The organism is Nisaea sp., from assembly GCF_040217065.1.
In the GTDB taxonomy this organism is placed as follows: Bacteria; Pseudomonadota; Alphaproteobacteria; order Thalassobaculales; family Thalassobaculaceae; genus Nisaea.
On sequence record NZ_JAVJNX010000004.1, the window covers coordinates 654,565 to 667,253 of the forward strand.

Annotated in this window: 15 protein-coding genes; 3 read left to right on the forward strand and 12 right to left on the reverse strand. The window is 63.0% G+C overall.

All coding sequences use genetic code 11. The features are described from left to right. Positions 1 to 52 precede the first annotated feature (52 nt). The 3 genes from RH950_RS04665 to RH950_RS04675 are packed head-to-tail and all read left to right on the forward strand — an operon-like array spanning position 53 to position 2,393. Entirely contained in the window at positions 53 to 760 is a 708-nt protein-coding gene (locus RH950_RS04665; RefSeq protein ID WP_350054184.1) for an ABC transporter permease, read from the forward strand. Continuing rightward, positions 753 to 1,532, forward strand: coding sequence for an ATP-binding cassette domain-containing protein (locus RH950_RS04670; protein ID WP_350054185.1), 780 nt, complete (start codon positions 753 to 755; stop codon positions 1,530 to 1,532). Before RH950_RS04665 ends, RH950_RS04670 begins: the two co-directional genes overlap by 8 nt. A gap of 30 nt (positions 1,533 to 1,562) precedes the next feature. After that, complete coding sequence (locus RH950_RS04675) at positions 1,563 to 2,393, forward strand: ABC transporter substrate-binding protein (RefSeq protein ID WP_350054187.1); 831 nt, start codon at positions 1,563 to 1,565, stop codon at positions 2,391 to 2,393. Positions 2,394 to 2,412: 19 nt separating this feature from the next. Here RH950_RS04675 and RH950_RS04680 read toward each other — a convergent pair whose 3' ends face one another. The 12 genes from RH950_RS04680 to RH950_RS04735 all read right to left on the reverse strand — a co-directional run bounded on the left by RH950_RS04680 (position 2,413) and on the right by RH950_RS04735 (position 12,609). Beyond that, positions 2,413 to 3,318, reverse strand: coding sequence for a substrate-binding domain-containing protein (locus tag RH950_RS04680; RefSeq protein ID WP_350054189.1), 906 nt, complete (start codon positions 3,316 to 3,318; stop codon positions 2,413 to 2,415). 65 nt (positions 3,319 to 3,383) lie between these two features. Continuing rightward, positions 3,384 to 3,764, reverse strand: coding sequence for a c-type cytochrome (locus RH950_RS04685; protein ID WP_350054191.1), 381 nt, complete (start codon positions 3,762 to 3,764; stop codon positions 3,384 to 3,386). After that, on the reverse strand, positions 3,761 to 3,892 hold the full coding sequence (locus RH950_RS04690) for a hypothetical protein (RefSeq protein WP_350054192.1): 132 nt from the start codon (positions 3,890 to 3,892) through the stop codon (positions 3,761 to 3,763). Before RH950_RS04690 ends, RH950_RS04685 begins: the two co-directional genes overlap by 4 nt. Position 3,893: 1 nt before the next feature. After that, positions 3,894 to 5,276: a c-type cytochrome gene (locus RH950_RS04695; protein WP_350054194.1), complete on the reverse strand. Its 1,383-nt coding sequence runs from the start codon at positions 5,274 to 5,276 to the stop codon at positions 3,894 to 3,896. 21 nt (positions 5,277 to 5,297) lie between these two features. Next, positions 5,298 to 6,380 carry a formate dehydrogenase subunit gamma gene (locus RH950_RS04700; protein ID WP_350054196.1) on the reverse strand — a complete coding sequence of 361 codons (1,083 nt, stop codon included), beginning with the start codon at positions 6,378 to 6,380 and terminating at the stop codon, positions 5,298 to 5,300. Positions 6,381 to 6,399: 19 nt separating this feature from the next. Further along, positions 6,400 to 6,606, reverse strand: a complete 207-nt coding sequence (locus RH950_RS04705; RefSeq protein ID WP_350054198.1) for a hypothetical protein — start codon at positions 6,604 to 6,606, stop codon at positions 6,400 to 6,402. Positions 6,607 to 6,783: 177 nt separating this feature from the next. Further along, entirely contained in the window at positions 6,784 to 7,380 is a 597-nt protein-coding gene (gene fdh3B, locus RH950_RS04710; protein WP_350054199.1) for a formate dehydrogenase FDH3 subunit beta, read from the reverse strand. Between the two features lie 12 nt (positions 7,381 to 7,392). Further along, positions 7,393 to 10,263, reverse strand: a complete 2,871-nt coding sequence (locus tag RH950_RS04715; protein WP_350054201.1) for a formate dehydrogenase subunit alpha — start codon at positions 10,261 to 10,263, stop codon at positions 7,393 to 7,395. Between the two features lie 112 nt (positions 10,264 to 10,375). Then, positions 10,376 to 10,570, reverse strand: coding sequence for a twin-arginine translocation signal domain-containing protein (locus tag RH950_RS04720; RefSeq protein WP_350054202.1), 195 nt, complete (start codon positions 10,568 to 10,570; stop codon positions 10,376 to 10,378). An 87-nt stretch (positions 10,571 to 10,657) separates the two neighbouring features. Further along, a complete protein-coding gene (locus RH950_RS04725) occupies positions 10,658 to 11,260 on the reverse strand; it encodes a TorD/DmsD family molecular chaperone (protein WP_350054204.1) in 603 nt (200 codons plus the stop codon). 172 nt (positions 11,261 to 11,432) lie between these two features. Continuing rightward, on the reverse strand, positions 11,433 to 12,071 hold the full coding sequence (locus RH950_RS04730) for a DUF3306 domain-containing protein (protein ID WP_350054206.1): 639 nt from the start codon (positions 12,069 to 12,071) through the stop codon (positions 11,433 to 11,435). After that, positions 12,064 to 12,609, reverse strand: a complete 546-nt coding sequence (locus tag RH950_RS04735) for a DUF3305 domain-containing protein (protein ID WP_350054208.1) — start codon at positions 12,607 to 12,609, stop codon at positions 12,064 to 12,066. Before RH950_RS04735 ends, RH950_RS04730 begins: the two co-directional genes overlap by 8 nt. Positions 12,610 to 12,689 lie beyond the last annotated feature (80 nt).

A 12,689-nucleotide genomic window follows, 5' to 3' on the forward strand; every position in this document is an offset into this window, starting at 1 on the left:
CATGTCGGAAATCTGACTGGCTTCGGTAAAAAACACATTGTAATGTCAAATTATGCAAGATTTCGCAGACTCATTCTCGCTGGCTTTTCAGCTGATCCTCTCCGCGAACGCCGATCTCGCGGAGATCGTGCTACTGTCGCTGAAGGTCAGCCTGTCCGCGACCCTGTGCGCCTGCATGATCGGCATGTCCCTGGGCGCGGCCATTGCCATCTTCCGCTTCCCCGGCCGCGGCGCGCTGATGGTTCTGACCAATGCCATGATGGGCCTGCCGCCGGTGGTGGTCGGGCTGGCGATCTACATGCTGCTGTCGAACGCAGGGCCCTTCGGCACCTTCCGGCTGCTCTACTCGCCGACCGCCATGATCATCGCGCAGACCGTGCTGGTGACGCCGATCGCGACGGCGCTGACCCGGCAGGTCGTGGCCGATCTGCATAATGAATATGACGAGCAGTTGCGCTCCCTCGCCCTCGGGCCGCTTGCCACCCTCACCACCCTGCTCTGGGACGCCCGCTTCTCGCTGATCACCGTGGCGCTGGCCGGGTTCGGACGGGCGGTCGCGGAAGTCGGGGCGGTGATCATCGTCGGCGGCAACATCAACCACGTGACCCGGGTGATGACGACGGCCATCGCGCTGGAAACCTCGAAAGGCGACCTCGCCCTGGCCCTGGCGCTCGGCATCATCCTGATCGGCATCTCGATCAGCGTGAATGCCGCCCTGATGGCCCTGAAAGGGACGGCGCGGCGGTTTGCCTATGAATAACATCCCGCAGGATGTCAGCCGGAATGCCAGTTTCGCGGCAACCAACCCGCTCTTGCCGTTGCGCGCCGACGACATCAGCTTCGCACCCGACGGGCTTGCCCTGCTGGACAAGGTGAGCCTGCAGATCGCCGAGGGCGGCATCAGCATGATCCTCGGCCCGAACGGCGCCGGGAAAAGCATCCTGATGCGCATTCTGCACGGACTGATCCCGGAGAGCGCCGGCACGGTGACCTGGCGGGGACAGTCTGCCAATGCCCAGATCCGCCGGCGTCAGGCCATGGTGTTCCAGAAGCCTGTGCTGCTGCGCCGGTCTGTCACCGCAAATCTCGATCACGCCCTGAATGCCGCCGGTGTTCCGCGCGGTGAGCGCAGCCAGCGCACAACAGACGCCTTGCAGGAAGCCGGCATTGCGCATCTGGCGGCGCGCCCGGCCCGGGTGCTGTCCGGCGGGGAGCAGCAGCGCCTTGCCCTCGCCCGCGCCCTCAGCCTGCGGCCGGACGTGCTGTTCCTGGACGAGCCCACCGCCAGCCTTGACCCGGCTTCCACCGCCGCCATCGAGGCGCTGGTGCTGGCGGCGGAACGGCGCGGCTGCAAGATCATCATGATCAGCCATGACATCCACCAGGCCCGGCGCCTCGCCACCGAAATCATCTTCATGGACCGGGGCAGGGTCGCAGAGCAAAGCGCCGCCGCCGCCTTCTTCGAAGAGCCATCAAGCGCCGCCGCGCGTGATTATCTGGCCGGACGGCTGCACCTGCCGGACGGCGCCTGACCGGACCACCGACCAACGGGAGCAAACGCAATGAAACACCCGAAGAGGGTTTTGGCAGGGCTCGCACTCGCGGCGACGCTCGCTCTGACGGGAACCGGCAATGCCGTTGCCGCCGACACGTTCATCATCCTGCAGTCGACCACCTCGACGCAGAATTCCGGCCTGTTCGACTACATGCTGCCGGTCTTCACCAAGAAAACCGGCATCGAGGTCCGGGTCGTGGCCGTCGGCACCGGCCAGGCACTGAAGAATGCGCGGAACGGCGACGGCGACGTCCTGTTCGTGCACGCCAAACCTGCCGAGGAGAAATTCGTCGCCGCGGGCTTCGGTGTCAGCCGCCAGGACGTCATGTTCAACGATTTCGTCATTGTCGGCCCGGCCGCCGACCCGGCGAAGGTCGGCGGCATGAAGGACGCACCGGCGGCGCTGAAGATGATTGCTGCCGCGGGCGCGCCATTCGCATCGCGCGGCGATGACAGCGGCACGCACAAGAAGGAACGCCGCCTCTGGAACGCAGCGAGTATTGATGTGGATGCTTCCAGCGGTTCCTGGTATCGCGAAACCGGCTCCGGCATGGGCGCGACCCTGAATGCCGCCGTCGGCATGGGCGCCTATGCGCTGACAGACCGGGCCACCTGGATCAGCTTCAGGAACAAGGGCGATTTCAAGGTCCAGGTCGAGGGCGACAAGACCCTGTTCAACCAGTATGGCGTCATTCTGGTGAACCCGGCCAGGCATCCGGCGGTGAAGAAGGAACTGGGCCAGAGTTTCATCGACTGGGTGACCGGCGCCGAGGGCCAGAAGACCATCGACAGCTACAAGCTGAACGGCCAGCAGCTGTTCTTCGCGAACGCAAACTGAACCACATCAAAGGCACGGGTCAGGGCGCATTGTCCCTGACCCGGCCACATTCAGACACGTCGTATCCTCCGAGCTCCGCCGCCCGCGCGCGGAAGGCCGGCCGCTCCGCAAAATCGAGCAGGGCCTGGAATGGCGGCTCAAAATAGAACTTCCGGCAGACCAGCAGATCGAACCGCTCCTCGACCAGGGGAACGAAGGCAAGCCCATGTTGCCGTGCGACCGTGGCAAGCCCCAGACCCGCGTCGGCCCGGCCGGTGCGCACCGCATCGGCGATGTCTGTTTCCGTCCGCGCCGGCGACTCCAGCCAGCCCACATCCGTTTCCGCCAGACCGTCGCGCACCATCAACTGTTCGAGCAGCAGCTGGCTGCCCGCATCGGCCTGCCGTTGCGCCACCGTCTTGCCGGCAAGGCCAGCAATCGTCTCGATTCCGCCAGGGTTGCCGGGTGCAACGATCAGGCCGCGCGTCCGGGTCGCCCAGCAGATCAGCACGGCGTCGCGGGCCGGGCCGAGGGCGCGCACGGCCGACAGATTCCAGCCGGAGCCGCTTTCTTCGGGAATATGGATTGCCGCGACCGCGGCCTCGCGCCTCTCGAAGCGGGCCATGCCATCGAGACTGCCGTCGAACAGGGTCGGCAGGGCCGCGCCGGACTCCCGCAGTGCCCAGTCCAGCAGGGGATCGTGACTGCCGGCGACAATATTCCGGCGTGGCGCCATTCCCGGCACCGGCGCCGCCGATGCGGGCGATGCTTCGGGCTCACCGGCAATCCAGGCCTCAACCTCCTGGCGCGGAAACAGCAGCTTTCCGGTAACCTTGCGACAGGGCACCTCGCCATCGGCCACGAGCTGATAGACCTTGCGCTCTTTTACCCGCAGCAGGTCCGCGAGTTCACGGACGGTCAGAAAGGCGGGGGGCGGAACGGTCATCGGCCTCGCGGTGTGTCCAACATGAAAATCATTCCGGGAAGCCTTACTGACGGGACTTCTCTCCGTCAATCCGGCTGCTGTTTCAGGGACTGCACGAAGACCAGCAATGCATCGAGGTCGTCGACCGTCAGCCGGATCTCGGCGGCATTGGGCGGCAAGGGCGTCGGCGGCGCGACCCCTTCCACGCGGATGAAGGCCGGGTGCGGGCGCCGGGCAAAAAAGGTGTCGAACCGGTGCTCGGCATCCGCCAGAGACAGCAACAGGCTGAAGGAGGGCGTGCTGCCTATACCGCCGAGCCTGGTCTCTGCATTGATGACGTGGCAGCGGGCGCAATGGGTAAGGGCGATTTCCCGACCCTTGGCAGCAAGAGTGCCTTCACCGGCCTGTGCGGGGATCGCAAAGGCGGCCAGACCAGTGAGCGCTATCGCAAGAAGCCGCAGCATCATTCAAGCCGGACGTCGCCCGTGCCGGACTGGAAGACCGTCCTGGTGCTGAAATCGACCATGTTGAGACCGAACCATGCAACGCCCGTAATCACGGCAAGGCCGACCAGAGCAGCGACGAAGGCTTTCATTTTACTCTCCTTTGTTTTGACCGGCCCGGCGTTCGGCAAATGCCAACGCCTGCCGCAGAAAATGCAGAAGGGCTTGCCGGTCCTCCGGATTGCCCAGCCGTTGCAGCGGCATCTTGGTTCCCGGGACCACATGCTGCGGTCCTTTCTCGAACAGCGCGCCGATGGTCTCGTCGTTCCAGACAATATCGCTCTGCCGCAAGGCTTTCGAATAGGGATAGTCCGGTACCGTCCCGACCTTGCGTCCGAACACGCCGTAAAGCGTCGGCCCCGCCCGATGACCGCCGTCCGGCGTCAGGGTGTGACAGACTCCGCAGGTCCTGAACAGTTCGGCGCCGCGTGCCGCCAGAACATCACCCGGCGGCACGTACGGCACCTCCCCGGGCGGGCGTCTCGCGCCGATCTCCGACCCTGCCTCGACATCCCAGCGTATCACCCTGCCGTCGCGCCCGGCCGACACCAGCTGGCTGCCATCCGGCGTAAAGGCGAGCGACCAGACCGGCCCCTTATGCCCCCGCAGGATATTGAGGGGCCGGCCATCCGCCATGGACCAGAGAACGATCTGGCCCCGGGCGCCGCCGGTGGCGAACCGCGCGCCTCCCGGCATGACCGCGATCGACAGCACCGGAGCTTCATGCCCGAGCATGAACCGGCGCTCCTTTCCGCTGTCCATATCGAACAGCCGAACGGCTTCATCTGTCCCGGCAACAACCAGGGTCTTGCCATCCGGCGAGAGAGAGAGCCGGTTCGCCGGCAGGCCTATCTCGGCAAACAAGTCCGGAGCCGTTCCGGCGAACGGGTTCCAGAGGCGAATGGTGCCATCATATCCGGCGCTCAGGAGTTGCGTCCCCTTGCCGGTGAACAGGACTTCATTGACCGGGCCGACATGGCCTTTCAGAACCACGGTATCAACATCGCCGGCAAGCCGGCTGATGCGGACCGTGCCGTCAAATCCGGCCGACGCGACCAAGGCACCATCGGACGACGCGGCGATCGCCGACACATTGCCGTCATGCCGGTGCACGGCGCGCAGCGGCTCGGTGTCTCCGATCCGCCACAGATAGACGGCGCCGTCATTGCCGCCGGAGACAGCAAGCCCGGTACCCGGAACAAAGGCCACGTCACTGACGGCGGCATCGTGCCCGTACATCAGGGCGCGCGCCTTCTCGGTCGCCAGTTGCCAGTGAATGATGGAATAGTCGAACCCGGCGGTCAGCGCCGTCGCCCCGTCATCGGAAATGGCGATGGCATGCACCGGCCCGCCATGGCCGATCAGCTCCGCACTGGCTGGCGGACAAAATATCAGCACGGCAAGAAGGACGGGCGCGAGCCGGCGAGTGATCGCGTCCGGTAGAAGTTGTGACGTCTTGCCGTTCCCTCGTCGCACGATGGGTCTCGGCCGTCGCGCCTAGTCCGACCCGGGCGAGGTCTGGCGTGCCTGGACTTCCTCGACCCAGAGGCTGTGGTGCTCCTTGGCCCAGTTTTCATCGACCTGGCCGCTGCCCATGGCATCGAACGCGCCTTCCATGCCAATCGAGCCGATATAGATATGGGCGATGATCACCATGATCAGGCCGATCCCGACAATCCCGTGCCAGAGCTGCGACAGCTGCATTTCCTGCATCACAGTCAGCTGGGTCGGCAGGTCGGTGCCGAACAGGTTGATGAACGCGAAAGTCTTGCCGAACATCTGCACCTCGAAAGGAAACAGCAGGGCAACACCGGACACGCTGATCGAGGCGCCGCCGATAATGACGGACCAGAAAATCAGCTTCTGACCGGCATTGAACTTCTTTGCCGGCGGATGGACGCCCTTGGCGAACAGGCCGCCGGCCTTCGCCAGCCAGACCAGGTCGAGCCGGTTCGGAATATTGTGGCCGACCCACATCACGAACATCATGACAACACCGACCATGAAGGCGAAAGCCAGGTAATTGTGCAGATACTTTCCGGCAATGGTGATGACCGAGAAAGCGTCCGCGCCGATCAGCGGCAGCAGCGCGTAGCGTCCGTACAGCACGTTCAGGCCGGTGATTGCCAGAACCACGAAACTGGTCGCCGTCAGCCAATGGGCGAAGCGTTCGACCGTATTGAAGCGTTCGATCAGCTTGCCGCTCAGGCCGTGCTCGACCTTGATCCGGCCACGCAGGATGAAGAAGACACAGAGCAGGATAACCATCCCGAGCAGAGCCCAGGCACCGAAGACAGAAAGCGGTCCGTTGCGGAAGGCCCGCCAGTTATCGCCCTCTGACTGGATCATGATTCCGGCGCGGGCATCCGGGATAGAGACGTTTCCTTGTTCGCCCTGGCGGATCTGGCGCCAGAAATCAGTGTCACTGGAGGTGCCGAGCGCATTCCCCGGAACCTGACCCGTTTGCTGAGCGGCCGCGTCGGTGACAATGCCTGTGTCCGTCATCATGCCAAGCCCCGCTATCAGGGTCGCGACCGCTGCCAGACCGGCGAGATATTTCGTGAAAGCCGAGAATGTCATACTGAGATCTCCCCCGGGCCTATAGATCGAAGCCTTGCCGGCGTCCGCGATCGCGGATCTCCGACAGGGTTTCCTCGGACAATTGCTGATCTGCCTTCCCGAGATAGGTCCCTTTTTTGTACAACAGCACACGTTCCTGCTCCGTCTCCCGGCAGCCGCCAAGCAGCGCCAGAACGAGCACCGCGAGTGCCGCGCCGCGAATCCAGTTCGGACGAAGTGAATTCATGTCCGTTCGACTCCCCGAAAAATGCATTGCGTCCGTCTTCGCTCTCGCGATCCATGGACAACCGGCCGATACCCTTACAATACGCCGCAAAACACTGTGGGCGGATTGGGCCGGATACGCACTTGTTTGGTCAAAGACCGGGCCGGGGGCCGCAGAACGGCCCCCGGGGTCCAGCGGTTATCCGCCAGTTTTCTGATCGTAGGCTGTACCCCAGCCCCAGGCACCGGAGCCAAAGCCCCGAGCCACTGTCCGCTCACGATAAATCGCGGACACGACGTCTCCGTCTCCAGCCAGCAGGGCCTTCGTCGAACACATCTCGGCGCAGAGTGGAAGCTTGCCCTCTGCCAGACGGTTCCGTCCGTACTTCTGGAACTCGTCACTGCTGGTGTCTTCTTCCGGACCACCAGCGCAGAAGGTGCACTTGTCCATCTTTCCGCGGCTGCCGAAATTGCCGGCTTGCGGATATTGGGGCGCCCCGAACGGACAGGCATAGAGGCAATAGCCGCAGCCGATGCACAGATCCTTGGAGTGCAGAACCACACCCTCGTCGGTCTGATAGAAGCAATCGACCGGGCACACAGCCATGCAGGGTGCGTCGGAACAGTGCATGCAGGCCACCGAGATGGACCGTTCACCCGGCTTACCGTCATTGATCGTGACGACGCGCCGGCGGTTTACACCCCAGGGAACCTCATGCTCGTTTTTGCAGGCCGTGACGCAGGCGTTGCATTCGATGCAGCGCTCGGCGTCACATAGGAACTTCATACGTGCCATTGTTTCGCTCCCTTACGCAGGTTCAATACGACACAGGGTCGCTTTGGTTTCCTGCATCTGCGTGACCGAATCATAGCCGTAGGTCTGCGCAGTGTTTGACGATTCGCCGAGGACATAGGGGTCCGCACCGTCCGGATACTTGCTCCGGAGATCCTTGCCCTGGAAATGCCCGCCGAAGTGGAACGGCATGAAGGCAACGCCTGTGCCGACCCGTTCGGTGACCATCGCCTTGACCTTGACCTTGCCGTTTTCCGGACCTGTCACCCAGACCATCTGCCCGTCCCTGACGCCGTAATTGTTGGCATCGCGGGGATTGATCTCGACAAACATGTCCTGCTGCAGCTCGGCCAGCCAGGGGTTGGACCGGGATTCGTCCCCGCCGCCCTCATATTCGACCAGACGGCCGGATGTGAGGATCACCGGGAAGTCTTTCGAGAAATCGTTCTTCTGGATCGACTTGTAGAGCGTCGGCAGACGATAGGATTTCCTGTCCTCGTAAGTCGGGTAGTCCGCCACGAGGTCACGCCGGGACGTGTAGAGCGGCTCGCGGTGCAATGGCACCGGATCCGGGAAGGTCCAGACCACGGCACGCGCCTTTGCGTTGCCGAACGGTGAACATTCGTGAGCGATCGCAACGCGCTGGATGCCGCCGGAAAGGTCGGTCTTCCAGTTCGTCTTGTCGCCGGAAATGCCCTCAATGGTCTTCCGCTCTGCGTCGGTCAGGTCCTTGTCCCAGCCAAGCTTCTTCAGCATGGCCATGGTGAATTCCGGATACCCGTCCTTGATGTCCGAATTCGCGCCATAGGAATCGACCGCCAGCAGGTTTTCACCATTCCGCTCCACACCGAAGCGCGCACGGAAGGTGAGACCACCCTCGGAGACCGGTTTCGACGCATCATAGAGGATCGGGGTGCCCGGATGGTTCATCTCCGGAGTCCCCCAGGCCGGCCACGGCATGCCGTAATAGTCGCCGTCGCACGGACCGCCACGGGCCTGAAGCGAAGTCTTGTCGAAGGTGTGCTGATTGGCCATGTGCTTGCGCAGCCGCTCCGGCGACTGGCCGGTATAGCCGATGGTCCACATGCCCCTGTTGATCTCGGCCGTGACGTCCTCGACCAGTGGCTCCTTGCCGTTGACCTTGATGTTCTTGAACATCTGGTCGGCCATACCGAATTTTTCGGCAAAGAGATACATGATCTCGTGATCGGGCTTGGATTCGAAGAGCGGATCCACGACCTTCTCGCGCCACTGGATGGAGCGGTTGGACGCAGTCACCGAACCGTAGGTCTCGAACTGCGTTGCCGCCGGGAGCAGGTACACCCCGTCCTTGCGGTCGTGCAGGACGGCAGAAACCGTCGGGTACGGATCGACGACGACGAGAAGATCGAGTTTCTCCATCGCCTTCTTCATCTCGACCATACGGGTCTGCGAGTTCGGCGCGTGGCCCCAAAGCACCATGGCCCGGACATTATTGGGCTGGTCCATGTTGGCCTTGTCTTCAAGCACGCCGTCGATCCAGCGCGACACCGGAATGCCGGCTGATTCCATCAGCGTCTTGTCGCCGAAGCGGCCGAGCAGATAGTCGTAATCGACATCCCAGACCCGGGACCAGTGCTTCCAGGCACCGGTGCTGAGACCGTAATAGCCCGGCAGGGTGTGGGACAGAACGCCGAGATCGGTCGCGCCCTGCACATTGTCGTGGCCGCGGAAGATGTTGGTGCCGCCACCGGCCTTGCCCATGTTCCCGAGCGCGAGCTGCAGGATGCAGTAGGCCCGGGTGTTGTTGTTGCCGTTGGTGTGCTGGGTGCCGCCCATGCACCAGATCACGGTGCCCGGACGGTTGTTGACCATAGTCCGCGCGACGCGGCGCATCTGCGAGCCCGGCACCCCGGTGACCCGCTCGGTCTCTTCCGGATTCCACTTCTTCACTTCGGCCCGGATCTCTTCCATGCCCCAGACGCGCTGGCGGATGAATTCCTTGTCTTCCCAGCCATTCTCGAAGATGTGCCAGAGCAGACCCCAGATCAGCGCGACGTCCGAGCCCGGACGGAACCGGACATATTCGGATGCGTGCGCCGCGGTACGCGTGAAGCGCGGGTCGCAGACGATCAGCGGTGCGTTGTTCTGTTCCTTCGCCCGCAGCAGGTGCAGCAGAGAGACCGGATGGGCCTCCGCCGGGTTACCGCCGATGACGAAGATGGCACGGCTGTTGTGGATGTCGTTGTAGCTGTTCGTCATCGCGCCGTAGCCCCAGGTGTTTGCAACACCCGCGACCGTGGTCGAGTGACAGATACGCGCCTGATGGTCTCCATTGTTGGAGCCCCAGAAGGCGTAGAATTTACGGAACAGGTAGGCCTGTTCGTTGCTGTGCTTGGCGGAGCCGAGCCAGTACACCGAATCCGGGCCGCTTTCTTCCCGGATCTTCAGCATCTGGTCGCCGATATCGTTGATCGCCTGTTCCCAGCTGACCTTGGTGTATTTGCCGTTGACCAGCTTCATCGGGTATTTCAGGCGGCGCTCGCCATGTGCATGTTCGCGCACCGCGGCGCCCTTGGCGCAATGAGCACCGAGGTTGAACGGGCTGTCGAAGCCCGGCTCCTGGCCGATCCACACGCCGTTCTGCACCTCTGCCTCGACGGTGCAACCGACCGAGCAATGCGTGCAGACAGACCTGATCTTCTCGATCCCGGCCATTGGATTGGTTTGCGCTTCGGCTTTCTTGACCATGCCGCCGCCGAGGGTGGCTGCGGCGGCAAGACCGCCGACTGTAATACCGGAGCGTCTCAGGAACGTTCTCCGGTCGATCGCGCTGCCGGCCTGGCCGGCCACTGCGCGCGACATGCGGGGCAATCCGGATCGCCCGCCCGTTTTCTTCATCAACATATCGTTCTCCCGAACATTACGGCCTCTTTATCGACCGCTTATGTTTCAGCAGGCGCCCCAGCATGTGGCGCCCCGGGACCTCCCAAGTGAGAGGACCCTCCCTGTTCCGCTCCTAGAAGCGCGACAGAGCGTAGGCCGTTTTCACATGCGCGGTTTCCCTGTAGCCGGCGCTGACCTTTTCGGGCCGCACGGCGGCTTCGGCAGGTTTCTGCACCCCGGCAATTACCGCGGCACCGGCAGCAGTGCCGATGCCCGACAATTTAAGGAAATCACGGCGTGTGGATGTGGAACTCTTTGTTTTCGCCATCTCCAACTCCGTTCTGCTCCGCACGGGTCCCTAGTGTCGATCCGCCACCGGCCCGTGCCCGGCAGCGGAAAAATTCCTCCGGTTGCCCTAGCCGAGCATCCGGAACGACTCGATCTCGATCTCCATGAACTGGCGGCCGATAGCGCCAAGCGGCATGAAGAGAGTGGACGCCTTGGCGCCTTCAAGATCTTCGAAAAACTTCACAACCCACGGCGCCATATGCCGGTCGAAAAACTCGACCTGGCGCTCAAGATGGCAGGCCGGACCGAAATCGCCACGAATCATCCCCGCCATCACGTCACAGAGCGCGGCGACATGATCCTCGGGTTCCTTCACCTCATCGGCACGCGCAACGCCAAGCTGCGCAAGATCAACCCGCAGCTGCGACAAGGGCTTTTCGTTTAGGAAACCCGTCAGATAGAAGGAGCCGTGCGGAACAAGTTCACCGCGACCGACCCCGTAGAACAGGTTGTGGAATTCATCGTCGGCCGTCTCGACGGTCGCGACCCGCGCCGCAGCCGCGAAGGCGGCGACGGACTTGCCGAGCGGCGTGTCGTCGCCTTCAAGGCCACGCGCGATCTCAAGGCTGTCCTGACTCGGCGGACGCGCGAGAAAATGCGCGAGCAACCCGTACCAGTGCGCTCTGACGGCGTCTTCTTCCGACACCAGACTCCGGGCGGTTTCTGTCACCGACCCACTCTCCCTTGCGTGCCCGTGTAATCCGAGTGGGAATCACAGGCTTCGTTTCTAACGACTTTAGAGCCGTTCTTAGATTAATTAACGTACGCTCACCCGCGTCATAAGTCCATATGGACACGGTGACGTGAGAGGCGGTTTTCCACACTGCGAATAACGCGGCAGGTTATTCGAGATCGCCGTCACCGACTTTGCCGTCCTCCTGGTCGCCATCGCATTCCTCATCCGGATCGTGATCCGGTTCATGAGTCCTGACTTTTTCCGGCTCGTCGGCCGCCACCTGTGGCCGCGCCTCCTCTTCCTCCTCTGGCAGGTCTTCCCCGTCGACGGCTTCCTCGTCCGGCGTCTCTTCCAGTTCCTCGTCCGTCATGAAGCCCTTGCCGACCCGGTAGGCCGTCTGCATGCCTTCGATCACCCGCGCGGCATCGGTGAAATCTTCGCCGTAATCGACAAGCCCGTCGACATTCGCCAGCACCGGATTGCTGCGCCACAGGACCTGCAGGGCACGGCGGCGCAGAAATTCGGGGACTTTGCTTTGCATGAAAGGCGTGAAGTCGCTGTCCGCGTCGAGCGCCTCGATATCCGGCAGGGTGTCGACCAGTTCCCGCTCTTCCTCGGAAAGCGGCCGCTCGTCCCCTGTGACCAGGGCGGGAAGCTGATCCTCCGGCGCCTCTTCCGGCAGAACCGGCGCCGCGCCGCCGCGCTTGTCGCGGGGTGTCGCCGTCTCGGCGATCCGGGCAGAACCTTTGCGCTGCGACCAGCGGGCGAGAAAACCGCGGCCATCGTCATCCCGGGTGTCAGTCAAGGCGCCGCCTCCCCGATCCGGCGCGGCCACCGTCGCTGACCCGGGGCCGGCGGGCGAACTTCTCCTGCTCGCGGCGATGATCGCTGCGCTTGCGCTTGATGAAGACCTCATCCTCATGATGGGTGTCACAGAAATCCTGGACCCAGGCGATCAGACCTTCTGGCATCGCAACGCTCTCGACGATCTCCTCGCCTGAATCCAGATAATCCTGCGCCTCATAGGCAGAGGCCGTGGCCAGGAAAGGATACACCTCATAAGGCGAGTCCGGATCGTCATCGGACCGCATCACGACATAGACCGACGGCTGGCCGGACAGGTTCACCTTGTAGGATTCGGTTTCCTTTCGATACAGCGTCAGCGGCACTGTGGCCGCGTGATACCGCTCGAAACCGGGCCCCTTGTCGAGCAAGGTCCATTCCTCGACGTCCGGGGCACCGACAATCACGGAAACGGCATTCCAGCGATGATCCTGCCAGGGATTGTCGATTTTCCGGCGCTCCAGCACCAGTCCAACCGGGATGGTCCGGCTGCGTTCCATTTCCACTCCTTGGATTCTCCGGCAGAGGTCATTGCCCTAGCCGTCCCGTATTGCAAATATGTGTATCAAAAGAGCGCCCC